The organism is Streptomyces sp. NPDC058751 (assembly GCF_042746485.1).
GTDB lineage: Bacteria > Actinomycetota > Actinomycetes > Streptomycetales > Streptomycetaceae > Streptomyces.
Window position 1 is genome coordinate 147,636 of sequence record NZ_JBHYPZ010000006.1, and the last position, 23,788, is coordinate 171,423.

A 23,788-nucleotide genomic window follows, 5' to 3' on the forward strand; every position below is an offset into this window, starting at 1 on the left:
CCCTTCGAGTTCAAGGTTGTTTGTTGTTTCTTGGGGGTGGGTTTTTTGGTTTTCATGCTGCGGTCGGAGCCCGGGGGGGAGACCCTCGAGAATCTCCGGGCGCCCCCATCGTCGTACCGCGGCGTGATGCTCGTGGAGCGGCGCGAAGCCCGTTCCCGTCGGCGGGAGGCGGCATCGCCGTACCGCCGACGGGAGGGAACGGCTACTTCGCGCTCGTGTCGCGGCGCACCGACAGCAGGTCCTCGAGCTGTTCCTCACGGGCCTGGGCGGCCACGAAGAGGAGTTCGTCGCCCGCCTCCAGGGAGTCCTCCCTGGAGGGGGTCAGGACGCGGGTGCCGCGGATGATGGTCACCAGCGAGGTGTCCTCCGGCCACGCGACGTCGCCGACGGTCGTGCCGGCCAGGGCGGACTCCGGCGGCAGGGTCAGCTCGACGAGGTTGGCGTCGCCGTGGCTGAAGCGGAGCAGCCGCACCAGGTCGCCGACGCTCACCGCCTCCTCCACGAGCGCCGACATCAGGCGCGGGGTGGAGACGGCGACGTCCACGCCCCAGGACTCGTTGAACAGCCACTCGTTCTTGGGGTTGTTCACACGGGCGACGACGCGCGGAACGCCGTACTCGGTCTTCGCGAGAAGCGAGACCACGAGGTTGACCTTGTCGTCCCCGGTGGCCGCGATGACCACGTTGCAGCGCTGCAGCGCCGCCTCGTCCAGGGAAGTGATCTCGCAGGCGTCGGCGAGCAGCCACTCCGCCTGCGGGACGCGCTCGACCGAGATGGCGGTCGGCGCCTTGTCGATCAGCAGGATCTCGTGGCCGTTCTCCAGCAGTTCGCCCGCGATCGAGCGGCCCACGGCACCGGCACCGGCAATGGCGACTCTCATCAGTGCCCCGCCTCCCCTTCAGGGCCCTTGGCGAACGCCGCCTCGACCTTGTCCACCTCGTCGGTGCGCATCATCACGTGCACCAGGTCGCCCTCCTGCAGCACCGTCTGGGAGCTGGGCAGGACCGCCTCGCCCAGCCGGGTGAGGAAGGCGACGCGTACGCCCGTCTCGTCCTGGAGGCGGCTGATCTTGTGGCCCACCCACGCGACGGAGGTGTGCACCTCGGCGAGCTGCACACCGCCCGTGGGGTCGCGCCACAGCGGCTCGGCGCCCGAGGGCAGCAGCCTGCGGAGCATCTGGTCGGCCGTCCAGCGGACGGTGGCGACGGTCGGGATGCCCAGGCGCTGGTAGACCTCGGCGCGGCGCGGGTCGTAGATGCGGGCGGCGACGTTCTCGATGCCGAACATCTCGCGGGCCACCCGGGCGGCGATGATGTTCGAGTTGTCACCGCTGGAGACCGCCGCGAAGGCGCCGGCCTCCTCGATGCCCGCCTCGCGCAGGGTGTCCTGGTCGAAGCCGACTCCGGTGACACGACGGCCGCCGAACCCGGAGCCCAACCGCCGGAAGGCGGTGGGGTCCTGGTCGATCACGGCGACCGTGTGCCCCTGTTGCTCCAGGTTCTGGGCAAGAGCGGAACCTACTCTTCCGCAGCCCATGATGACGATGTGCACGACCGTCCTTCCGCATGAATGGTTACGGCTCAGGCTAAACAGGGTCTCAGACCGCCGCCCAAGCTACACACGCACGGTCGACCGGGGGCATCGTTGCGGAGGTTCACCTGTGGCTTTTTCGCGGAGCGTTCGGGGTCCGGTGGTGAACGCGGGGATCAGCGCCGTGTGATGCTGCGAACACTCGCGAGGGTGAGGATTCCGAGACCGGCCAGTGCCACGGCCGCGCCGATGAGCTCAGCGGTCAGATGCATGGGTCCTCCGGGGCGGTCGGGAACGGGGTTTTGTCATATAGCCACGTGGATATCCGGGGCCGCGGAATCCGCAGCCGGAGCCCGCACCGTTTTCACCCGGAGGGCAGATGAGGTGTGGAAGGGGGCGGCGGGTGGGCGACAGCCAGTTCGAACCCTTACGATTCCCTGTTGTGTCCAAACTGACCGACGTGCCCAAGCGGATCCTCATCGGGCGTGCACTGCGCAGCGACCGGTTGGGGGAAACGCTTCTGCCGAAGCGCATCGCCCTCCCTGTCTTCGCATCCGACCCGCTCTCCTCCGTGGCGTACGCGCCCGGGGAAGTGCTGCTGGTCCTCTCCATCGCGGGCGTGTCGGCCTACCACTTCAGCCCCTGGATCGCGGTCGCGGTCGTCGTGCTGATGTTCACGGTGGTCGCCTCCTACCGCCAGAACGTGCACGCCTACCCGAGCGGCGGCGGCGACTACGAGGTCGCCAACACCAACCTCGGCCCGCGGGCCGGTCTCACCGTCGCCAGCGCGCTCCTCGTCGACTATGTCCTCACCGTCGCCGTCTCCATCGCCTCCGGCATCGAGAACCTCGGCTCGGCGGTGCCGTTCGTGGTGGAGCACAAGGTCTTCTGCGCGGTCGCCGTCATCGTGCTGCTCACGCTGATGAACCTGCGCGGGGTCAAGGAGTCCGGAAAGCTCTTCGCGATCCCGACGTACGTCTTCGTGGCCGGCGTCTTCATCATGATCGCCTGGGGTGCCTTCCGCGGGCTCGTGCTCGGCGACACCATGCAGGCGCCGACCGCCGACTACCACATCAAGGCCGAGCACCAGGGACTCGCGGGCTTCGCCCTCGTCTTCCTGCTCCTGCGCGCCTTCTCCTCCGGCTGTGCGGCGCTCACCGGCGTCGAGGCGATCTCCAACGGCGTCCCCGCGTTCCGCAAGCCGAAGTCGAAGAACGCCGCCACCACGCTCGCCGCGATGGGCCTGCTCGCCGTCACCATGTTCTGCGGCATCATCGCCCTGGCCATGGCCACCAACGTGCGCATGGCCGAGAACCCCGCCACGGACCTGATCCACAACGGTGTGGCGGTCGGCGCCGACTACGTCCAGAACCCGGTGATCTCCCAGGTCGCCGAGGCCGTGTTCGGCAAGGGCAGCTTCCTGTTCATCCTGTTGGCCGCCGCCACCGCCCTCGTCCTGTTCCTGGCCGCGAACACCGCGTACAACGGCTTCCCGCTCCTCGGTTCGATCCTCGCCCAGGACCGCTACCTGCCGCGCCAGCTCCACACCCGCGGCGACCGCCTGGCCTTCTCGAACGGCATCGTGCTCCTGGCCGGCGCCGCGAGCCTGCTCGTCGTCATCTACGGGGCCGACTCGACGCGTCTGATCCAGCTCTACATCGTCGGCGTGTTCGTCTCCTTCACTCTCAGCCAGACCGGCATGGTCCGCCACTGGAACCGCCACCTGGCCGCCGAGACCGACCCGGCCGCGCGCACCCACATGATCCGCTCCCGCGCGATCAACGCCTTCGGAGCCTTCTTCACCGGGCTGGTCCTGGTCGTCGTCCTCGTCACCAAGTTCACGCACGGCGCCTGGGTCGCCCTGCTCGGCATGGTGATCTTCTACGCGACGATGACCGCGATCCGTAAGCACTACGACCGCGTCGCGGAGGAACTGGCCGCCCCCGAGGGCCCCTCCGACGACAGCGTCCGCCCCTCCCGCGTCCACTCCGTCGTCCTGGTCTCCAAGATCCACCGGCCGGCCCTGCGCGCCCTCGCCTACGCCAAGCTGCTGCGCTCCGACACCCTCGAGGCGCTCAGCGTCAACGTGGACCCGGCCGAGACCAAGACCCTGCGCGACGAGTGGGAACGGCGCGGCATCGACGTACCGCTGAAGGTCCTCGACTCGCCCTACCGCGAGATCACCCGTCCGGTCATCGAGTACGTGAAGGGCCTGCGCAAGGAGTCGCCGCGCGACGCGGTCTCCGTGATCATCCCCGAGTACGTGGTCGGCCACTGGTACGAGCACCTGCTGCACAACCAGAGCGCCCTGCGCCTCAAGGGCCGTCTGCTGTTCACCCCGGGCGTCATGGTGACCTCGGTGCCCTACCAGCTGGAGTCGTCCGAGGCCGCGAAGCTGCGCGCCCGCAAGCGCCAGGACTGGAACGCTCCGGGCGCCGTGCGCCGCGGACCGGCCCAGGACCGGCCCAAGGAGCCCACCCAGAAGGGCTGACGGGGACGGGAGCCCACCCGGAAGGGCTGACGGGGGCGGGAAGCGGCGCCGCGAGCACGTAGACTGGACGGCTGTTGTCCGGCCGTTTCCCCCTTCTCATCTGGAGTCACCCCACCATGCAGGCAGAACCGAAGAAGTCGCTGGTGGGGGACGAGTACGAGGTCGAGATCGGCCCCGTGGCGCACGGCGGGCACTGCATCGCCCGGACGGACGAGGGCCAGGTCCTCTTCGTCCGGCACGCGCTCCCCGGTGAGCGGGTCGTCGCCCGGGTGACCGAGGGCGAGGAAGGGGCGCGGTTCCTGCGCGCCGACGCCGTACGGATCATCGACGCATCCAAGGACCGCGTCGAGGCGCCCTGCCCGTACGCGGGCCCCGGCCGCTGCGGCGGGTGCGACTGGCAGCACGCCAAGCCCGGCGCGCAGCGCCGCCTCAAGGGCGAGGTCATCGCCGAGCAGCTGCGGCGTCTCGCGGGCCTCACGCCCGAGGAGGCCGGCTGGGACGGCACGGTGATGCCCGCCGAGGGCGACAAGCTGCCCGCGGGCGAGGTGCCGCAGTGGCGCACCCGCGTCCAGTACGCCGTGGACGCCGACGGCAACGCCGGACTGCGCCGCCACCGCTCGCACGAGGTCGAGCCCATTGAACGCTGCATGATCGCCGCCCCGGGCGTCACCGAACTCGGCATCGAGGAGCGCGACTGGTCCGGCATGGCGGCCGTCGAGGCGATCGCCGCGACGGGCTCCCAGGACCGCATGGTGATCCTGGAGCCCCGGCCCGGCGCCCGCCTGCCGCTCGTCGAGCTCGACAAGCCGGTCTCCGTGATGCGCGTCGAGGAGAAGGACGGCGGGATCCACCGCGTCCACGGCCGCGCCTTCGTGCGCGAGCGCGCCGACGGCCGCACCCACCGCGTCGGCAGCGGCGGCTTCTGGCAGGTCCACCCGATGGCCGCCGACACGCTGGTCAAGGCCGTCATGCAGGGCCTGCTGCCCCGCAAGGGCGAGATGGCCCTGGACCTCTACTGCGGTGTCGGTCTCTTCGCGGGTGCCCTCGCCGACCGTCTGGGCGACCAGGGTGCGGTCCTCGGCATCGAGTCGGGCAAGCGCGCGGTGGAGGATGCCCGGCACAACCTCGCCGGCTTCGACCGCGTCCGCATCGAACAGGGCAAGGTCGAGGCGGTCCTCCCGCGCACCGGCATCACCGAGGTCGACATCATCGTCCTCGACCCGCCCCGGGCGGGGGCCGGCAAGAAGACGGTCGAGCACTTGACGTCCCTGGGCGCCCGCCGCATCGCCTACGTGGCCTGCGACCCGGCGGCCCTCGCCCGCGACCTGGCGTACTTCCGGGACGGCGGGTACAAGGTGCGGACGCTGCGGGCGTTCGACCTGTTCCCGATGACGCATCACGTGGAGTGCGTGGCGATCCTGGAGCCGGTGAAGAAGGACGCCTGACCTGCGGTTTTGGGTGGTGCGCGTTATGTGTGGTGTAGGCGTTACGGGCGGAATCTCGACGCTGAAATGACGCTCGCAGAGGTGTCTCGACGCTTATTTGACGCTTGCCCTGATGGGGTGCCAGGTGACCTGTTGGGCAGGTCAGGCTCTGTCAGGGCGGGCGTATGTCAATGGGGTTCGAGGGCGGGCGACGCTCTACGCGGAGCTGCTGGTTCCTGACGGTCAGCTGTCCCGGAAGAGACCAGCGAGCCCCGTGGCCTGCTCCTCGTCACGCGCCGGAGGCAACTGCCTCGGTCAGTCCCGTGGACAGCCACCGCACCACCGTCTCGGCGCTGTACGGGCTTCCGTCGGGGGAGATGTGCCGCAGGAAGTCCAGGTCCTGGCCGATGGTGACGATGGGCGGCTCCACCACGCCGCGCGGGCGGCGCTGTCCGAATCCGACAGCGGCCAGCAGCCCGTTGCACAGACACTGCCGCCCTTCGGTCTGTTGGACGTCCCCGCCCTTACGGGCGAACGCCACTCGGGGTTCGGCCGGGCAGCGGTAATCGATGGTGCCGCGATCGGTGCGGTAGGGCGTCCGCAGATAACCGAGGTCGCAGACGCGGGTGCGGGCGGCATTCACCCCGGGGTCGGCCAGGGTGCCGGGCAGGTCGGCCACCTTGAACGGGAACGCGGTCGGGGAGGCCGCGGGGTCGTTGCGCACCGTCAGCCGGCCGGTCCGCTCACGCTCCGTCAACTGCTGCCGCAACCCCGCGTCCATGCCCGACTCCTCGCAGAGAGCGAAGACACTGCCGAGCTGGACACCGGCCGCCCCGGCCGCCCTGGCCTCGCGGAGCTGCTCCGGTCCGCACTGGCCGCCGGCGATCCAGAACGGCAGACCGAGGCGGGCCATCTTCGCGAGGTCGGGGATGTCCCTGGGCCCGTAGACGGGTTCGCTGTGCTCGTCCAGGCTCAGCGGCCCGCGCGGCGGGGCGCTGTGGCCGCCGGCGCTGTAGCCCTCGACGACGAATCCGTCCGGCCTGGTCTCTGCATCGCGGTTCAGGTAGGCGGCCAGCGCCGGCAACGAGACGATGGCCAGGACGTCGGGGCGGCGCAGGGGTGCGACGTGGCCCGGCTCTGCTGTGGGCAGTATCGAGGCCGGGTCGAAGCGCAGCTCCAGGGGCTGGTCGTCGCCCTCCACGTCCACCCGCACGGTGACCGGCTCACACCGGGCGAGCCCGGTGGCGATCCTGGGGATCTGCGCGGGGATACCGGCGCCGACCAGGACGTGGTCCACGCCCGCCAGGATCGCGCCGAACATGGCGGGGACGGTGGCGGGCTGGACCTTCTCCAGGTAGTTGACGCCGACCGGTCCGTCATGGCCCTCCTTGGCGAGCCAGACCTCGCAGAAGTTGGCGACGACGGTCAGCGGCCGGGCAGGACAGTTCTCGTCGGCCGTCATCATGGGGGTGGCCGCGAACCGCTCACCGGGCCTGATCCCGCCCTCGACGAAGTAGCGCTCCCGCAGGGCGTCGGCGAGCTCCGGCACGGGGAAGGCGGCCAGTGCCCGCCTGAGGTGACCGTCCGGGTCCCCGCTCTGGAGCACGCGGATCAGCAGAGTGTCGAGAGCGGTGCCGGAGACGACCCCCAACTGCCCGGTGCGCGCGACCGCCCGTGCAAGCCGCCAGCCGGACACCCCCACACCCATTCCGCCTTGGATCAGCCACGGCAAGTCGGTTGTTGTCCGGGGTGCACTCATGGGGTCCTCGCAAATGTTGCAGCTTGACCGGGGGAGACGCGTGCAGACCCGTGCCTTCGAGTCCGCAACCTACGCCCTCGTAACCTACGACACCGTAACCTACGGCTTCGTAGGTTGTCGCACAGGGTCCCTCGTCGTGCGGGGCGGGCGAGGGACGGGGACGCCCGGTCGTCGGCGCCATCCGCTACGGCTGCCCCGTGCGCTACGGTCGCGTCCGTCCGCCTGCGCCTCATCCGCGGCCGCTCCCTCCTCTGCGAGGTCTCCGACGCCGGCAGTACCACCCCGCACCAGCGCCGTGCCCGTACCGACGACGAGGGAGGAGTCGGCCTGCACGGCACCGGCCCTCTCGCCTCGGATCACCTTCCCCGTGCCCTTCTCGAGGACCGCGGAGAGGCCGAAGCGCTGAACAAGGTCCTCAAGTCCGAACAGGTGGCGCCGAAGGGAGATGCGCTGATTGGGGGCATGTACCTCACGCGTGAACACGTCGAGCGGCTGCGAGGCCGACCTGGACTGGCCATCGGCCCTAAAGGAGGTGAGCTGTTCGGCTACCACACGGTGCCCCGGTATCTCGACAACGCGACCTTCACCCAACTCGTGCAGGACGGCTGGATCGGAACCCGTGGCAGGGCCAGTGGCGTCATCCAGGCCCAGATCAAGGCCAGCCTTGACGGCTCACGCGCACTGGTCTTCGCAGGGCTCATCGGCGACGACATGACCCAGGCCGAACGTATGCGCGAACGCAGAGGGGGGTCAGGGGGCTGACCATGTGAGGATGCGGTCACTGCGGCAATTGCGCCTCGCGCCGGGCGGCAAGCGGGGTGTCCGCGGGAGTTTTCCGACCACGCACTACTCCGCCAGCGCATCCTGCTCGGCTGAAGCCCGGACCGTTTCGACCAGCGCCTACGAAGATCTTGGAAGACTCAAGATCAAGAAACTTCCCGTCCTGCTGATGGTCGTCGTCTGCTTGTGCAGTTTGGTTGCGATCGGACTTCTGGCCCTGACGGAAAGATGGGCGGTTTCCGTCAGATCTTGATCACGGTGACCAATGTCCCGCAGAGGCTGGCGAGGTCCCCCGAGTTCGAGATGAGCATGGTGGTGGGGCTGAGTGCGGTCGCGGTGAGTATGGCGTCGATCTTATGGCCGCAGAGCCCGGCGTCGGTGAGGGGTGCGGCGGCGTGCCGGGCGAGCGGGTCGGTGACCGGTTCACGACCGGCCGGGAGAGGGCCGAACGTCCTGGCCGAGGGTCCCGACGTGTTCGAGGCCACCTGCACCGAGTCCCCAACGGTGCTGACGCTCGTATGACGCTCCGATGCCTTTCCCGCTCGTCCGGAGGGTCGAGAATGGTGCCTGACCTGCACCTTCTTCATGGCTGCTCGGCGTGATGCCTTTCCGATGACGCACCACGTGGAGTGCGTGGCCATTCTGGAGCCTGCGAAGAAGGACGCCTGACCTGCGGTTTTGTCGATGCGTGGCCCGGGCGTCACGGGCGATGTCCCGACGCCGAAATGACGCTCTCCGAGGCATGCCGACGCTCGTTCTGATGGGGCGCCGGACTCGCTGAAGCGCTGTTCGGGGTGATGACTGCTGCGCTTGTCGAGCGGGTGGGGCGCCGGAAGACCTGTGGGCGTTGTTCCAGCGGGTGGTGCCGCCGGTGCCGGTTCGTCCGCGGGGTGGAGGGCATCGTCGGCGGGGCGACCGGGAAGTGCCGGCCGCGATCACCCTCGTGGCCACCTCGACCTGCCCGCCCTCGCCGGTTTCGCGCCGGGGGTGCCCGCGCCTACGGCGGGATCCGTGCGCTCTCGCGCGACGGGCGCCCCGTTCTGCTCGGTGGCGTCATCCGGGGCGGACGGAACGAACGCCGTGAGCGACCGTCCGGCAGCCGCCGTGCGTGAGCGGGCGCGGCGGGAGAGCAGGGGAGAAGCCGGTCGTCACACCTTCCGTTCTCCGGCCTTGAACGGGCCGGTCGCGGGGGCTACGCACTTGTCGACGACGGTCTCCTCGCCGGCCGCCGAGCCGTCCAGGCAGAGCCGTCCGCCCTGGTCGCGCAGGTCGAGGAAGAACCGCGTGGTCGTACCGGACCGCTCGAGGCCGTGGATGCGCTCGTCGATGTAGCCAAGTCCGTTCAGGATCGACCTGACCTTGGCGGGGGTGGGATCCGCCAGGTCCCAGAGCGCTTGGGCGATGCGCTCTTCGTGGAGGCTGCTCGCGCACCAGTCGCGGGCGTTCAGCTCCACCTCCGGTCCCGCCGTGGGGGCGGCCGGCTCGATCGCGTTGCTCGGCGGTGTCGCCCCGGACGGCAGCGTCCGCATCGGATCGCTCGGTGGAGCCTCCGGCGGAGCGCTCGGGGGACACTGCCGTGCGACCTCACTCAGCATTTTCGTGAAGGCCGCGTCGGTCCGGACCCCGGCGCTGTCGGCAGGGCTGCCCTGTGATCCGCCGGTGTCCGTCTTCTCGGCGCCGCAGGCGGTGAGCGTCAGCGCGGTGAGGGCTGCCATCGCGAGCATGGGCCGCAGACGACGCGGGGAGCGGGTGGCCGTGCGGGTCGGGGCGGGGGTTCGTCTCATGCGCCAAGTCTCCGATCAAGCCACCGCCTCCACTTGAGTACGAGTACTCAGGTCAGCAGGGGGGACTTGCTCAACTCTGAATCGCACACAAGGCGGGACGGGATACCTGATCAATACATGACGTGTTCGGGATACGTGCGTTCGACCAGTTGTTCACCCTTTCTTCGCGGGCGAGTGATGGTCTGACCCGCGCCGGACATCCACCGGCGCATCCGCCTCAAGGAGCGCTCTTCATGCCGAAGCCCACCCGTCGTCATCTCGCGATCGCCACCGCTCTGGCCGTCGCGACCGCCGCGGCCGTGACCGTCACGTCGACCGCCGGCGCGTCCGACAGCGCCCACCAGGCGAGGGCGGCTGTCAAGAGCGGCAAGGCGAAGAACGTCATCCTGCTCATCGGCGACGGCATGGGCGACTCGGAGATCACCCTCGCCCGCGACTACACGGTCGGCGCCGCGGGCCGCCTCGACATGGACAAGTTCCCGCTGACCGGCGCGTACACCACGTACGCCGTGCACGCCGACGGCACACCCGACTACGTCACCGACTCCGCCGCCAGCGGCACCGGCTGGGCCACTGGCGTCAAGACGGTCAACGGTCGCATCTCCAAGACCCCAGGCACCGACAAATCCGTCCCCACCCTCCTTGAGCTCGCCCAGAAGAAGGGTTACGCCACCGGCAGCGTCACCACTGCCGAGCTGACCGACGCCACCCCCGCCGTGCTCGCCTCCCACACCACCGACCGCTCCTGCCAAGGCCCGGCCGACATGGCCAAGTGCCCCGCCGACACCCTCGCGGCCGGAGGCCCCGGCTCCATCGCCGAGCAGTCCGTCAACCACAAGGTCGACGTCCTCTTCGGCGGTGGCAAGCAGCGTTTCGACCAGAAGGTCACAGACGGCCGCTACAAGGGCCTCACCGTCACCGAGCAGGCCCGGAAGCTCGGCTACCAGGTCGTCACCGACAGCGCCGGCCTGCGCACCCTGAAGCCCGGTCAGCCCGTGCTCGGTCTCTTCGCATCCGGCAACGTGCCGGTCGAGTGGACCGGCAAGCCCGCAGCGGTCGGCGGTACCGCCCCGCAGCGGTGCGCCACCACCAACCCGAGCCGCCCGACGACCACCCCGAGCCTCGCCGACTCCGCCGCGAAGGCGATCCGGCTTCTTGAGGCGAAGCAGCGGCAGAAGCACTCCAAGCAGGGGTTCTTCCTCCAGATCGAAGGCGCCTCGATCGACAAGCAGGACCACGCCGCCGACCCCTGCGGCCAGATCGGCGAGACCGCCGCATTCGACCGCGCCGTGAAGCTCGCCCGCGACTACGCGGCCAAGCACCCCGACACGCTCGTGGTCACCACCGCCGACCACGGTCACACCAGCCAGATCGTCCCCCTGGAGGCCACTCCGCCCGGCCTGTCCTCCACCCTGATCACGAACGAGGGTCAGCAGCTGAAGGTCAACTACTCGACCAACACCCCGGGGCAGTCCCAGGAGCACACCGGTACCCAGGTCCGCATCGCGGCCCAGGGCCCGCAGGCGTACCGCGTCCTCGGCGTCACCAATCAGACCGACCTCTTCGCGACCATCAGCGAAGCGCTCCGCCTGCGCTGAGCGCACTGCGAGGGGAGGCCTCGGCCTCCCCTCGCAGCCACCGGTCGTCGGCGTCGTCACGCGGTCGGACACCCGCACCTCTGGCCCGGGGCGAGGGCGGCTCCTCGTTCTCGGGGTCGGTCAGAAGGCGCTCTGCCACCAACGATGCCGTGGATGACCGTACGGCACGGCGTCCGGACGTTCGAGGATCCTCCTGTCCAGAGGCTCCACGATGACGCGGAGCTCCCGAGCGCTCTTCTTGGGCAGCGCACGGACAGCGAGCTCCAACAGGTCGCGCTCGTCCGCCGGCTCAGGACAGCAGTCGGGTACACCGCATCGGTCGCCGAACGGTGGAGGGAGCTGACCGTGAGGGACCCTTGCGACGGCGGCCCACCGGAAGAGGGCCTGCTCGATGAGGCCCGGCCGGAGCCGCGTCCGCTCCAACCGAATGACCTGCGCCCGGGCCGGACCGGAAAGCCGACCGATCTTCGAGTAGCTGCCACGCGCGGCAGGAAAACGCCTGCTCTCCGCCCGTAGGCGCGAAGGGCGCCTACGCGGCACGGTCCTTTCGGCTGTGAGTCATGAACGGCAGTCCGGCACGCGCACTCCCAGCTTGGGAAGCTGCGGTCACTTGCGGTTGGCTCGGCTGCTGACCTGGGTGAACGTTCAGAACACGGCTCCCTTCGGCCGGTCCCGCTCTACCGTGAGGCCCTGCGGTTCCCCGCCCGATCCGGTGCGCGAGCGGTGCGGCGGCGGCGAAGGATTCGGTGTGCCCGTCTTGGCCTGGCGGGGCGGTCGGACAAAGCTGCCGGCGTACGCCCTCGTCCGGCGTCGTCGACGTCAGCGGAACGGTCCCGGCACGGGGCAGATCTCAAAGGGCTCGTCCGGTCGATTCGGCCAGAGCCACCAGACGTGTCGGCCGGCGCGCGTCCACAGCGACCGGCAGGTCCGTCGGCCATCGTCCTCTCGCTCGCAGAGCACGAGGACGCCAGACCTCAAGAGCTGGCCGCACTCGGGACATGCCGGACTGCCACTGCTCGTACATCGCACACCAATCCGAGCCCCCGTTCCCAGGGACATCACAAACGTGATCACCCAAGCGCTGTCCCCGCCTCGTGCAGCCGAACTCTCACCTGGTGGTTGCGCTCAGCGTGGTCGATCACCTCACCGCGGATGCGTGCACCCAAAACGGGCAGTCCCATTCCTTCGGGCATGGAAATGATCTCGGCCAGCCCCAAGGCTCCCGGAAGCCCGTCGAACCGGATGAACACGCCGAAGGGCTGACGTCCGATCACCTCTCCTGTGACAGAGGCCCCAACGGGAAGTGCGGCAATCGTCGCCGCCCAAACTTCATCCGGCGACAGCCCCGGAACGTCGGGGCGACGCGCCGGCCACGTGTACTCCTCCATGGACTGATCATGGCCTGTCGAGAAGCCCGTGGCTACTGCGTTGTAAGGGCGGACGTGGTCGTCGGCATGTCCGTCCAGGCCATTACGGCTATAGCGGTAGCCCGGGTGAACGGCGCATCTCGACCGCGGCAAGCCGTCGTTGACCGCACGATGTGGCACGGCTGTGGCACGGGGACCGCTTCGTCCCGAAGCAAGTCGGGCGGGGCTGCCTGCTTGGGCCGGCCCGGCTCTCACCTGCGCTGACTGTCCGCTGACGTCCGTACTCGTCCGCCGTTGTTCGTCGCTGACAGTAAGGTCGTCCCGGGAACGAACCGATCGACAGGGGGGCCATGTCGGGGCAACTGTTTACGTTGATAGGCGTGCTCGTCGGTGCCGCAGCGTCCTACGTGGGCGGAGCCCTCATGGAAAGGTCGCGTTGGCGTCGCCAACTCTCGACGCGATGGGATGAACGTCGTCTGGAGTCCTACCTCCGGTTCGCAGACGCGATCAAGAGGTTCACGTCCTTGGCGGGGCGCCTGGCTGCAGACAAAGGACTGTTTGATCTTCCCTATCCGCTCGCACAAGAAGCCGGCTTGACGATGCTGGCCGACGCCGAACTGGAGCGGGGCTACGCGTTCGAGGCCGTCCTCCTCATGGGGGACGCCGAAACCATCGCGGCGGCCAGGGCGCTGCAGCGCCACGCCTGGGTGCTGGAGCAGTTCGTTCGTGACCGGCGCTCGGGAACATCGGAGGACTGGACACGGGCTTTCAGGCAGTTTCAGGAGAAGCGTGACATGTTCTACCTCGCTGCTCGAAAGAGTTTGGGCGTAACCGCAAAGTTTCGCCTGCGGTCCGAAGACCCCGCCGTCCTGGGGGCAGACCCGCGGCAGTTGTAGCAGCCGGTGGAGTTGCAATGGGCAAGTGATGATCTGTCTTCTTGCCCCGGGTCTTGCCGGAGATCTTGGTGACCTGCCGCTTCCCAGCTCAGGGACGGTGGGCTCGTGCGCCTGGTCGTCGTCATCGGTCGTCATCGGCCATTGTTGAGCAACCTCGGACGGCCCAGAGACGGCCCGGCTTCGGCTCGCTCGGCCGACGGCCGAGACCTTCGAGGCGCCCTGTCTGAACCTCAGCCGACGACAGTCAGCCGCGACGGCAAGTGCGCCGACCGACCAGGCGCGCGTGGCCTCGCTGCACCCCCACCAGCCTCAGCCACGCTGCCGGTGCCGTCGACCAGAGCAAGCCGTGACGGCCGGCCCGTGACGACAACGCCTGAGCCATTAGCTTGGGAAGCTGAGGTGATCTAGGGCTTGCTGGGGGACTGACCTGGGGCGGAAGGGTGTCGGCGCCCCGGCGGGCGGTCCGTTGGTTCCCCGCTGTTCCCCGTGACTCCCTGCCGGATCCGGCACGCGTCTGGCACGACCTCTTCGCTTGCGATCGACCGGCGCAAGGCGCAGGGTCCGCCACGGTCGCGGCGGACCCGACTCCTTTACCGTCGCAGCCGTTACCGCCGGCTCGGCCCCCGCCAGCCCGCCGGCACCGCGGGCATCACTTCACCACGACGTTGTCCCCGGCCGATGTCGACGGCCCGGTGGTGGTGTTGCCGTAGTACACCCAGCGCCACGTACCTGTCTTGGAGGCCGTCACGGTCGTCCTGAGATCACCCGAGCCGTTCGCGTACACCTTCTTCACCGTGGTGTAGGAGGCGGTGCCGGCAGGCTTGAACTGCAGGCTCACCTGGCGGCCTGCGTATGAGGCGTACTTCCTGGTCTCCCAGTTGGCCCGCGTGACCTTTCCGGTCACGGTGATGGTCTTGTTCTTGGACACCGGTTCGGGCGAGGCGTTGACGGTCAGGCGGGAGTTGCGCTTGACGTGGACCGTCAGACCCTTGTCGTCGAAGTCGTTACCGTCGCCCTCGAAGTACACCTCGGCCCCGACCTTCCAGGCCCCGGCCTCGCTGTTGTGCATGTCCCACACGCTCGGGTCGAAGTACATCGTCTCGTTGAAGTCGCAGACGCCCGAGCTCACCTTGTTGCAGTCGCTCGTCTCGATGGCGTGCCACAGCCGATCACCCGAACCACCGCGGTAAAGGAACACCGCCGGCCACTTCCACTTGTGCGTGGTCGCCATCCGGAAGGAGGCGGGCACCGCGACCTCCTTCGACACCCCGATCACGATCGGCTTGCCGCCGTTCACCTGGACACGGGTGAAGGAGACCCCACCCTCGGCCGCCCCGGCCGGTGCCGCGGCCACGGCCGTGAACACCGCCACCGCACCACCGGCTACGACGGCTCTCCAGATCTGCTTCCCCACCTGATCCCCAATCTCCTTGCGGAAAGGCGCCGAAGGCTCATCCCTCCAGCGACTTACAGACAGTCAGCATCCGCACGGGGTTGTACACCTGCGAATCACAATGGGGCATCAGACGATCCCCGCTTCCCGCGAGGCGGAGGGGGGCGGTGCGGTGCCCGGGATCCGGGCGGCCGTCAGGAGGCTCACGGTGGAGGGATCCCTCCTCGGTGAGCGGTGCATGGGCCGCGGGCGGCTTGCGGAGGCGCCCTAAGGGTCACCTTGCAGGTCAAGGAGGTAAGGCGCCCGAGATCGCGACGGTCTTGAAAACCATCGCGGCGCGAGTCACCGTGGGTTCACATCCCACACCCACCGCAGGTGAATAGTTCTGGACCAGATAAATCCGTCAGGGGCTGCTCTCATGCCCGCCGTCCGTAGCGACGGCACTGATGTCAGATCGGGACGCCACAGGCCCCCAGCCATGATCGGCTGGGGGCCTTTGTCCTGGTGGGCGCGGACGGTTTCGAACCGCCGACATCCGCCTTGTAAGGGCGGACGTGGTCGTCGGCATGTCCGTCCAGGTCACTACGGCTATAGCGGTGGCCCGGGTGAACGGCGCATCTCGACCGCGGCAAGCCGTCGTTGACCGTGGTTGACCGCACGATGTGACACGGCTGTGGCACGGAGACCTCTTCGTCCCGAAGCAACTTAAGTGGGTGTTCGGTCTTGGGCTGGTGTGTCGCCTGCCTGTGCTGACGGTCCACTGGCGTTCGCGTCTGCCCGTCGTTGTCTGCTGGCGTTGTCACGCAGTTAGACACTCACCCGGGGCTGGAGCGCACTCCGGCAAGGCTGCCCTCAGGGACCGAGCACATCCAGCGCGGCGAGTACGAGGCACGCGGTACCGAAGAGGAAGACCCCACCCATGACTATCGCGGCTGCTCCGAGCTTCATAGCGCCGGCACTCTTGCCCTCTTGCGGCACAAGCGAGCCCGACGCCTGCTGTCTGAAGTCTAGATACGCAGGCAACCGTCCGGTTCGCCGTAGCGTCCGCCCGACAGCGATGAGTGCTACGCCAAAGATCAGCGTGAGCAAGCTCGTCTGGAGCTGGTAGGCCGAGTCATGCCCGTTCGAGACAGCGATGATCACGAATGCCTCCCAGGATGTGCCGGACTGCGCTGCTGTCCGGCGGAAAGAAGCGCCCCGTCTTGCCTGACGGCCAGCCCTCGGGGGAAACCCGTTCGGCCGGGGGCTCTGACCTGGGGTTCCGCCACTGATCTCTGTGGACAACCTGTCACTGTCGGTTGCCATCGGTCGTTTTCGGCGCCCCTCGGACGGCCCAGGGACGGCCCGGCAGCCCATGCCTGCCTTTCAGGCGCGGGCAGTCGGCCTGGTCTTGCGGATCTTGTCCTCGCCCGCGCCGGGAAACGGGTTCCCGCTGGGCGGGAACCCGTGTAACGTCACGCTCTTCGCCCGGCTCACGGTGCGGAGTCCCGGTAGGTAGCCGTCATGCTCGATCAGCCTGTCCCCGACCCGTACACGATGTGGCGGCTCGCCCTCGCCGAGGTGGACCGGATCTTCGCCTCCCCTCCGGAGCTCGACCGGCCGGTGCTGGGGTGCACTCACTGCTTCACGGAAGCGGAACTGCGTGTGCTCGGCAGTGATCCGCGGGATGTGCCCGATGACGTCCTCCAAGGCTTCATGGGCAAGGTCGTCGATCACTGGGACGCGGACCAGTACCCGGTCCTGTGGCGCCGCCTCATACCCCGCGCCTTGCGTCGCTTGGGCCCGGCAGGCCCTGGTACCGACCCGTCCTACGAGCTGCGCAATCTCGGCCGGTACGGGGCCGAACTGATCGGCTGGCCGGTCGCCGAGCGCACCGCGGTCGAGCAGGCGTTCCGGGCACTACTCACCCTCGCCCTCACCGACGGCCGGTCCCCAGAGGACATCCGCGACCTCGTGGAAGGCGTCGCCCACGCCACGGGCGGCTTGGAGCCATGGCTGGACCACATCGCCGGCCTCTCTGGCCCCGCCGCGGATGCCGGCCTCGTCCGACTGGCACGGGGCTGGGGGACGGATTTCCTGTGGGAGGAGTTCAAATTCTGGTGGTGGTACGACGGCGACCCGCGAACCGCCGCCGACTGGCTGCTCACGCAGCGACCCCGCATCGCGTCCTTCGCGGCACGCCACCCACGCTGCAAGAACGCCGCCGACGCACTCATCGCGATCTCCCACCTTCAAGAAGGTGACTGGAGCCCGTGGCTCTACCCCTACGGCCCGCGCCCGCGTCCCCTCCTCCACCTGGCCACCAGGGGGTGAAATTTCGCTTTACGAGTTCACCCCGAGCCCCCTCCGACTGCTGCCAACGACCGGGGCGGCGGCCGGACAGAAATGCTGGTGCACGCCTCCGTCCAACGCCGTGGACGTCGGAAGCCTGCGGCCTCGGACAGCCCGTGGACGGCCCACGCCGAGGTGCCAGGCTCTTCCCGCGGAGGATCGAGGCGGGCAGGATGCGGATGTGACGAATACGGGGGCGCGAGACAACTGGCCGCGGATACGTGTGTGGGTTTGGGTTGATGATCGAGGTCAGCCACAAGCCGCCCTGCACCCCGTGGCTGGCGCGACATGCAAGCCTGTTGAGCTGCCGCAAAACGCTAAGTACGTCCTTGAACTACTGGCTCGATGCCGAGGCGCAGTTCGTGCGCTGACAGGCTTGGATGACCCGGAAGAGGCGCGCATTGCGCTCAAAAAGACGGTGGATGTGAGGCGACACGCTGAGCCCGAGGAGGACACCTCGTCCTGGCGTGCGGAGCCGCTACCTGAACGACCAGCCTTGGATGGCCGGGGCAGCAGCATTCGAACTGTCTCTGGCGGGCTTCCTACGCTGGGGCGTCGCCGACGTTGAGGTCGGTGGAGTCTCAAGTCTCAAGCAATCAGGTCGACTGCGGTCGTGCTGGTTGCTGTACTTCACTGCTGTACAGCACGCAGGTTGGCCGGTGCGTGATCGGCGGAGTGCGGCTGACGTGATCCGGGATCATCGCGTGTATGACGCAGAGCGAACACGTGCTGAGGATGGCCGATCTCCGGCGAGCCTGTTCCGTACTCCTGGACGAGACGGAACGCCGGTTCGGCGATGAGGTGGACCTCTCCGAGCTTCCCGTCGACTACTACTGGAGCCTCGATCTTGCAGCCGCGTTCGACATGAGCCAGACGCCGACAGCGCAGCTCGACTGCGGACAGGTCAGCGACGATGTCGCCGAGATCGCAGCGCTTGTGCGGCGCGCCCCTGAAGACGTCATTGCCCTGTGGCACGATCTTGATCACCTCGCCGGTGTGCTGCGCCTGCTCGCGCACCTCGATCTGCCGCGGTGAGCCCAGCGGAGGACAATCTTGAAAACCGTCGTGGCAGCGATGTCACCGTGGGTTCAAATCCCACACCCAGCGCAGGTGAACGGTCCCTGACCAGGCCAATCGGTCAGGGGCCGCCGTGCTGTGGGCTGTCCGCGAGTGACCGTCGTTTCCCGGTGTTCCCCGCTCGATCGGGCACACAAGGGGCACGGCACCATGGGCAGGGCTATTCGTAGACCGTGGCGGCAGTCAGAGCACGGGCGAAGAACGTCCAGTCACCTTCGATGGGCAGGTCATGCCCGAAGTTTCGGTACCACCCTGGCGAATCAGCGACCCAGGCTTCCAGCGCTTCCAGGAAGTTGGCCAGCGTTGCGTTCTCCCACTGCTGACCATTGGCTGCATGATCTGCGCGAAGACGCGCCAGGAAGGCGATGAAGGCCTCACGGTCGTCAATGTGATCGTCGTGTGCCAGGGGGCTCGTCATGGCTGTGATCTTAAGAGGGCCCCTCCTGCAGCTGGTGTGAGTGCCAGCGATCATGCTGCCCCAACCCACCACTCACCCCCGCTCCCATCCCGTTGGCCGTCGACCCACACACGGGTCTGCTGCAGGTTCGGGTTGACCTGCTCCACCATTTGGGTTCCAGCTGTGGTGGCTGACTGACGGCGGGGATGGTGTCTTGTTCGGAGAGTAGTTCGTATTCGATCGGGGTGCGGTAGCCCAGTGCTGAGTGGCGCCGCTGTCGGTTGTGGAAGATCTCGATGTACTCGAAGATCGCGTTGGCCAGTTCGACCCGGGTCTTCCACCGTCGGCGGTTCAACAGCCCGATCTGTATCGAGGACCAGAACGACTCCGCCTGGTTCGGGGCGCCGGTTGCGGAGAGCCATGTCCAACGCGTTGACCACGAGGGGGGGAGTCCTGTCTGGAGTCGATCGACCAGCCCACGATCTTGCGGCTGAACGCGTCCAGAACCGCTGCGCAGTAGACCCACCCTTCTCTGGTGCGGTGCTGCGTGATGTGGGTGACCCACAGCTCGTTGGGACGCAGCCGGTGGAACTTCCGGTTGACCAGGTCATCGGCGGTGACGACGCCCCGCAGGCGCTTGATCCGCACCGGTCCGGGCAGTCCGTGGATCCCGGCCTGTGTCATCAGCATGGACACGGTCCTCGAGCACACCTGGATGCCCATGCCCAGGGTGAGCTCGGCATGGACACGGCGGTAGCCGTAGGTGCCGCGTGAGGCGACGTGGACCTCCCGGATCAGCCCGGTCGGCCACTCCCGCCGCAGTTGCCGCGGTGTGGTCGGGGTGCGCTTGTGCTTGTAGTGGTTCTGCCGGGCGACCCCGAGGATCCGGCAGCATCGGTCGACCGGTGCCCCGGCACGACGAGTCGGTCGATCACCGGGTAGAGCCTTTGGGGGCCGGCCCGTCCTCGCCGAGGAACTTGGCGGCCTTGCGGACGATCTCGAGCTCGGTCTCCAGCTCACGGATCCGCCGCCGTGCTGCACGCAGTTCCGCGGACTCCTCCGAGACCCTGCCAGGACGCCGGCCGTTGTCGATGCATGTCCGACAGCCTTTCGTGAAGGCCGTCAGTTAGCCAGCAGAACTGGAACCTGAGAGGTGGGGCAGGTCGGTGCCGACACCGGGGCGGGGCTCACGGCTTCCGGCAGGTGTGATCCCGAGACGGAGGAGGCGCCGGACGTACAACCGTTGGAGATCGGCGAGGGTCTAGTGGTCGAAGGACCGTTCCCCCGGAAGGCGCCGTCCGTTCACCCGCGTCCCAGCAGAGGATCTCTCCATGCCGATACCCCCACGCAACCGTCGCGCCCCCGGTGCCGCTGTCGCCGCCCTCGGCGCCGCCGGCCTGATCGTGCTGGCCGCGGCTCCCGCCGCCTTCGGCGATGGAGCCGTACCCGAACTGGTCGTCGGAGGCATCGAGCCGATCCACGGGTTGAAGCCGGGGGGCACCTTCGACCTGTCGGCCACCGTGGCGAACAAGGGCGGGACCGCCGAGAAGGTGTGGGTCTCCTACTCCGTCACCCGGGGGCTCGGCTTCGTGGACGTTCCCTCCAACTGTCGTGTACAGCACATTAGGTCCTACGACGAGATGCCCGAGAACTGGACCGCGACGTGCGCGTTCGATCAGGCGGTGGAGCCGGGCGTCGTCTACACGCCCGAGAAGCCTCTCCGTGTCAAGGCACTGGACCGCGCGTACAAGGACAGGCTGCGTGTGCGTGTCGGGGACGGCGGCGCCCCGATGGACGACGAGAACGGAGAACCGTCGGTGGCGGGGACCGCGCCGGCGGTGAAACTGGTCGAGCAACCGGCCGGGGGCGAGGGTTCCGCGAGACTTGTCAGTGTGTCGGTCACCTCCGTCAACACGGCCGACTACCAGGTGACGGGTGCCGCGTTGAGGGGGAAGGTCGGTGACACGGTGACGATGAAGGTGAAGTTCGCCAACGCCGGGCCCGCCTGGGTTCTGGAAGGGGAAGAAGGGGAGCGGGGCGTCCAAGTCATGGTCACGCCTCCCGCCGGAACCTCGGTCGTCAAGCGCGACTACTACTGCCACGCCGAGGGCGGGTCGTATCGCTGCCCCGCGCACCTCGGTATGCACATGGCCGAGGACGCCCAAATGGTCTACACCTTCAAGCTGAAGATCGACAAGCGGGTCGCGGGCGCCAAGGGCTCGATCGCGCTGAGCACCGAACCGCGGCCGTTCGACCACGACAAGGCCAACGACAAGGCCGACATCACACTGGACGTCACGGGCGGGGGGTCGACCGGCTCGACGGGCGGCTCGACCAGTGGCTCGAACGGTTCGACGGGCGGCTCGACCGATGGTACGGGCGGCTCGACCAGTGGCTCGAACGGTTCGACGGGCGGCACGGGCGGCTCGACCGGCGGGTCGTCGTCGACCGGTGACGACGGAACGACGACGAACGGCGGCAACCTGGCGGAGACCGGCTCCTCGACGCTGCCGATCACGGGCGCGGCTGCCGCGGCAGTGGTCACGGGGGCGGGTGCGCTCCTCATCGCGCGCCGCCGGGCCCGGAACCTGAGCTGACAACCGTCCGACGCGAGCAGTGGTACCCGCCCCGGGCCTCTGGCCCGGGGCTTCCGCGCTGCCTTGACCGGTGGCGCCTTGGAAATCTTTTTAGGTGATTTGTTCAGCGTCGGCCGCATGTCCGACGAGTGTTTCGGACACCCACGGCCGACCGTGATCCACGACCTGCTCGACCCCGATCGCAGCGATCCGAGTGCGCGCCTGCGAAGGTGCCCGGCTCCTGGGTGGCATCCAGTGGGACCTGCGGAAACTTGCGCAGGGTGCCGTGCAACCCTGAAGGGGCTCCGGGGGTCTTGTGAGCAGTCCCGTCTTCCTAGTGGGGGTTGCATCACTGTGCGTGTGCGCAGCATTTCGGCCGTGACAGCGCTCGCGGTCACTTTCAGTTCTGTCGCCCTGATCGGGTCGGCCGCGGGCACCGCCGTCGCCGACAGCAGTGCCGAGCTGCCCATCAGGTCCAGTGGCGACATCATCGTGGACGGCGTTCACAAGCGGGTCTTCATCAGTGACCCGTCGGGAGGCAAGGTCGTCGCCACCGACTACAACGGCGCCGTCATCGGGACGGTCACCTCGCTGCCGGGGGCTGACGGCCTGGAGCTCTCCGCCGACTCGGCAACGGTCTACGTCGCCGTGCCGGGAACCGACGAGATCGTGGCCATCGACACGGCGACGGTCACCAAGGCCGGGCGGTACGCGACGGGCGACGGCACGGATCCGCAGCACCTGGCGCTCGCGGGCGGCAAACTCTGGTTCGGCTACGGCAGCCTCGGTCACGGGAACATCGGCTCTCTCGACCTGTCCGGCGGGCAGGCGCGGGTTTCGCTCGCCCAGGAGGCCGAGGGGACGTGGAAGGACGCTCCCCTGCTGGACTCGGCACCCGGCGCTCCCGGCACCCTGGCGGCCGGCTCGCGCCAGTACTACTTCACCCTCGGCATCTACGACGTGTCGTCCGGCACGGCCGGCCGGACCGCGTTCCTCGGCGGGCAGGACGCAGCCATCGGCGGCACCGCGGAGGACCTGGCGCTGACCCCGGACGGCACAGAACTCGTGGTGGCCACCTCATCACGCGACTTCCAGCAGGTCTATCGGACCTCGGACCTGTCGGAGACCGTCAGGTATCCGAGCACCTACTGGGAACAACGGTCGGTGGATGTCGCGCCCGACGGCCTCGTCGCGGTGGGCACCGACACCTACGCCTCCTTCAAGCCCCATGTGTCCATCTACAAGCCGGGCAGCACGACCCCGAGGCGGACCGCCGATTTCACCGACGAACAGGGTGGAGTCTCCCAACAGACCCTGCTCGACCACGGCGACCTCGCTTTCGCGCCGGACAGCAGCCGGCTCTTCGCGGTCACACGCAACCTCCAGGGCTATTACCGCCTGCGCGTTGTCACCGACCCCGCCAAGGCCGTCACCACCGTCACGGTGAACGCCCCGGAGACCGCAGTCCGTGCCAAGTCGCTGACCGTCTCCGGCAAGGTCACGAACACGCTCGGGCTGCCCGCGGGGACCACCGTCGCGGTGACCCGGACGGACCTGGAGTCCCCGAACGGCAAGGCCCTCCCGGCCGCGACGGTGAAGGCGGACGGGACCTTCTCCTTCACCGACATCCCGCCCGCGGGCAGCAAGGTCACGTACAAGGTCTCCTATGCCGGCGGCGCCGATCGCACGGCTGCCTCCGCCTCCGACACGGTCGAGGTCTCCCGGAACTCCCCGACCCTGACGGTGAACAAGAACGGCACCGTCTACGCCTACGCCAGCAACGTGACGTTCACCGCTCACCTCGGCACGACGTACAAGAACCGGACGCTCTCGCTCTACGCGGACACCGCGGGCGACGGCAAGGGCAAGTACCTGGTCAAGACCGGCACGGTCAACAGCGCGGGCAACCTGTCGGTCACCTTGCCCCTGAAGCGCGACACCACGGTGAGCGCGTCCTTCTCCGGCGACGCGCGGACCGCCCCGAAGACGGCCACGAGCTCGGTGGGCGCGCAGGTCAAGGTGTCGCTGAGCCTGAGCCGCCACTACAAGACGGCCACGGTCAACGGGGCCACCAAGTACTACTTCCGGAAGACGACCGATCCACTCCTCACGACCACGATGACGGCCTACTCCGGCCGCGCGCAGAAGCTGGAGTTCCAGATCTACTCCGACGGCGCCTGGCGGTCGGCGGGGTACGACTATTTCAGGCTCGACTCCACGGGCAAGTCGGTGGTGGAACTGGGCGGCACGCACAAGACCGGTTACTCGATGCGCGTGCGGTCGTCCTACATCAACAACTCCTCGAACGACACCGTGAACGCGACCACGCACGGCTCCTGGAAGTACTTCACCTTCACCAGCTGAGGCCGCCCGCCCCAAGGCCCG

The 23,788-nt window shown here is 68.5% G+C and carries 18 protein-coding genes and 2 pseudogenes; 10 read left to right on the plus strand and 10 right to left on the minus strand.

Going from position 1 to position 23,788, the window contains the following annotated elements; genetic code table 11:
* Positions 1–202: 202 nt before the first annotated feature.
* A complete protein-coding gene (locus tag ACFW6B_RS08545; RefSeq protein ID WP_386593408.1) occupies positions 203–880 on the minus strand; it encodes a potassium channel family protein in 678 nt (225 codons plus the stop codon).
* The gene (locus tag ACFW6B_RS08550) at positions 880–1,551 is read right to left on the minus strand and encodes a TrkA family potassium uptake protein (RefSeq protein WP_037620031.1); all 672 of its coding nucleotides are present in this window, start codon (positions 1,549–1,551) and stop codon (positions 880–882) included. Before ACFW6B_RS08550 ends, ACFW6B_RS08545 begins: the two co-directional genes overlap by 1 nt.
* A gap of 421 nt (positions 1,552–1,972) precedes the next feature.
* On the opposite strand from ACFW6B_RS08550, the gene ACFW6B_RS08555 reads away from it, so the two are divergent.
* Both ACFW6B_RS08555 and ACFW6B_RS08560 read left to right on the plus strand, forming a co-directional pair.
* The gene (locus ACFW6B_RS08555; RefSeq protein WP_386593411.1) at positions 1,973–4,021 is read left to right on the plus strand and encodes an APC family permease; all 2,049 of its coding nucleotides are present in this window, start codon (positions 1,973–1,975) and stop codon (positions 4,019–4,021) included.
* A gap of 116 nt (positions 4,022–4,137) precedes the next feature.
* Complete coding sequence (locus tag ACFW6B_RS08560) at positions 4,138–5,466, plus strand: class I SAM-dependent RNA methyltransferase (protein ID WP_386593413.1); 1,329 nt, start codon at positions 4,138–4,140, stop codon at positions 5,464–5,466.
* A 268-nt stretch (positions 5,467–5,734) separates the two neighbouring features.
* Here ACFW6B_RS08560 and ACFW6B_RS08565 read toward each other — a convergent pair whose 3' ends face one another.
* On the minus strand, positions 5,735–7,153 hold the full coding sequence (locus ACFW6B_RS08565) for a nitronate monooxygenase (RefSeq protein WP_386593415.1): 1,419 nt from the start codon (positions 7,151–7,153) through the stop codon (positions 5,735–5,737).
* 513 nt (positions 7,154–7,666) lie between these two features.
* Between ACFW6B_RS08565 and ACFW6B_RS08570 the strand changes: the two genes are divergently transcribed.
* Positions 7,667–7,966 carry a hypothetical protein gene (locus tag ACFW6B_RS08570; protein WP_386593418.1) on the plus strand — a complete coding sequence of 100 codons (300 nt, stop codon included), beginning with the start codon at positions 7,667–7,669 and terminating at the stop codon, positions 7,964–7,966.
* A gap of 260 nt (positions 7,967–8,226) precedes the next feature.
* On the opposite strand, the gene ACFW6B_RS08575 is transcribed toward ACFW6B_RS08570, so the two are convergent.
* Positions 8,227–8,469 (minus strand): hypothetical protein, encoded by a 243-nt coding sequence (locus ACFW6B_RS08575; protein ID WP_386593420.1) that lies wholly within the window; start codon positions 8,467–8,469, stop codon positions 8,227–8,229.
* 312 nt (positions 8,470–8,781) lie between these two features.
* Between ACFW6B_RS08575 and ACFW6B_RS08580 the strand changes: the two are divergent.
* Positions 8,782–8,945 (plus strand): annotated as a pseudogene (locus ACFW6B_RS08580) (IS5/IS1182 family transposase); the annotation flags it as partial.
* A 187-nt stretch (positions 8,946–9,132) separates the two neighbouring features.
* Here the strand turns inward: ACFW6B_RS08580 and ACFW6B_RS08585 are convergent.
* The gene (locus ACFW6B_RS08585) at positions 9,133–9,768 is read right to left on the minus strand and encodes a hypothetical protein (protein ID WP_386593422.1); all 636 of its coding nucleotides are present in this window, start codon (positions 9,766–9,768) and stop codon (positions 9,133–9,135) included.
* 233 nt (positions 9,769–10,001) lie between these two features.
* Between ACFW6B_RS08585 and ACFW6B_RS08590 the strand changes: the two genes are divergently transcribed.
* The gene (locus tag ACFW6B_RS08590) at positions 10,002–11,366 is read left to right on the plus strand and encodes an alkaline phosphatase (RefSeq protein ID WP_386593424.1); all 1,365 of its coding nucleotides are present in this window, start codon (positions 10,002–10,004) and stop codon (positions 11,364–11,366) included.
* Between the two features lie 1,070 nt (positions 11,367–12,436).
* Here the strand turns inward: ACFW6B_RS08590 and ACFW6B_RS08595 are convergent.
* Entirely contained in the window at positions 12,437–12,754 is a 318-nt protein-coding gene (locus tag ACFW6B_RS08595; RefSeq protein ID WP_386593426.1) for a hypothetical protein, read from the minus strand.
* A 359-nt stretch (positions 12,755–13,113) separates the two neighbouring features.
* Between ACFW6B_RS08595 and ACFW6B_RS08600 the strand changes: the two genes are divergently transcribed.
* The gene (locus tag ACFW6B_RS08600) at positions 13,114–13,629 is read left to right on the plus strand and encodes a hypothetical protein (protein ID WP_386593428.1); all 516 of its coding nucleotides are present in this window, start codon (positions 13,114–13,116) and stop codon (positions 13,627–13,629) included.
* A 649-nt stretch (positions 13,630–14,278) separates the two neighbouring features.
* Here the strand turns inward: ACFW6B_RS08600 and ACFW6B_RS08605 are convergent.
* Both ACFW6B_RS08605 and ACFW6B_RS08610 read right to left on the minus strand, forming a co-directional pair.
* Positions 14,279–15,043 carry a hypothetical protein gene (locus tag ACFW6B_RS08605; protein WP_386593430.1) on the minus strand — a complete coding sequence of 255 codons (765 nt, stop codon included), beginning with the start codon at positions 15,041–15,043 and terminating at the stop codon, positions 14,279–14,281.
* Between the two features lie 831 nt (positions 15,044–15,874).
* Positions 15,875–16,165 (minus strand): hypothetical protein, encoded by a 291-nt coding sequence (locus tag ACFW6B_RS08610; RefSeq protein ID WP_386593432.1) that lies wholly within the window; start codon positions 16,163–16,165, stop codon positions 15,875–15,877.
* A gap of 360 nt (positions 16,166–16,525) precedes the next feature.
* On the opposite strand from ACFW6B_RS08610, the gene ACFW6B_RS08615 reads away from it, so the two are divergent.
* Both ACFW6B_RS08615 and ACFW6B_RS08620 read left to right on the plus strand, forming a co-directional pair.
* Positions 16,526–17,335: a hypothetical protein gene (locus ACFW6B_RS08615; protein ID WP_386593434.1), complete on the plus strand. Its 810-nt coding sequence runs from the start codon at positions 16,526–16,528 to the stop codon at positions 17,333–17,335.
* A gap of 726 nt (positions 17,336–18,061) precedes the next feature.
* Complete coding sequence (locus ACFW6B_RS08620) at positions 18,062–18,388, plus strand: hypothetical protein (RefSeq protein ID WP_386593436.1); 327 nt, start codon at positions 18,062–18,064, stop codon at positions 18,386–18,388.
* 202 nt (positions 18,389–18,590) lie between these two features.
* Here the strand turns inward: ACFW6B_RS08620 and ACFW6B_RS08625 are convergent, their stop codons facing one another.
* Both ACFW6B_RS08625 and ACFW6B_RS08630 read right to left on the minus strand, forming a co-directional pair.
* Entirely contained in the window at positions 18,591–18,848 is a 258-nt protein-coding gene (locus ACFW6B_RS08625; RefSeq protein ID WP_386593438.1) for a hypothetical protein, read from the minus strand.
* 205 nt (positions 18,849–19,053) lie between these two features.
* Positions 19,054–19,920, minus strand: a pseudogene (locus ACFW6B_RS08630) (IS3 family transposase); the annotation flags it as partial.
* A gap of 238 nt (positions 19,921–20,158) precedes the next feature.
* Here ACFW6B_RS08630 and ACFW6B_RS08635 point away from each other — a divergent pair.
* Together ACFW6B_RS08635 and ACFW6B_RS08640 are read left to right on the plus strand one after the other, a co-directional pair.
* Positions 20,159–21,424 carry a hypothetical protein gene (locus ACFW6B_RS08635; RefSeq protein WP_386593440.1) on the plus strand — a complete coding sequence of 422 codons (1,266 nt, stop codon included), beginning with the start codon at positions 20,159–20,161 and terminating at the stop codon, positions 21,422–21,424.
* Positions 21,425–21,781: 357 nt separating this feature from the next.
* Entirely contained in the window at positions 21,782–23,767 is a 1,986-nt protein-coding gene (locus tag ACFW6B_RS08640) for a YncE family protein (RefSeq protein ID WP_386593442.1), read from the plus strand.
* Positions 23,768–23,788 lie beyond the last annotated feature (21 nt).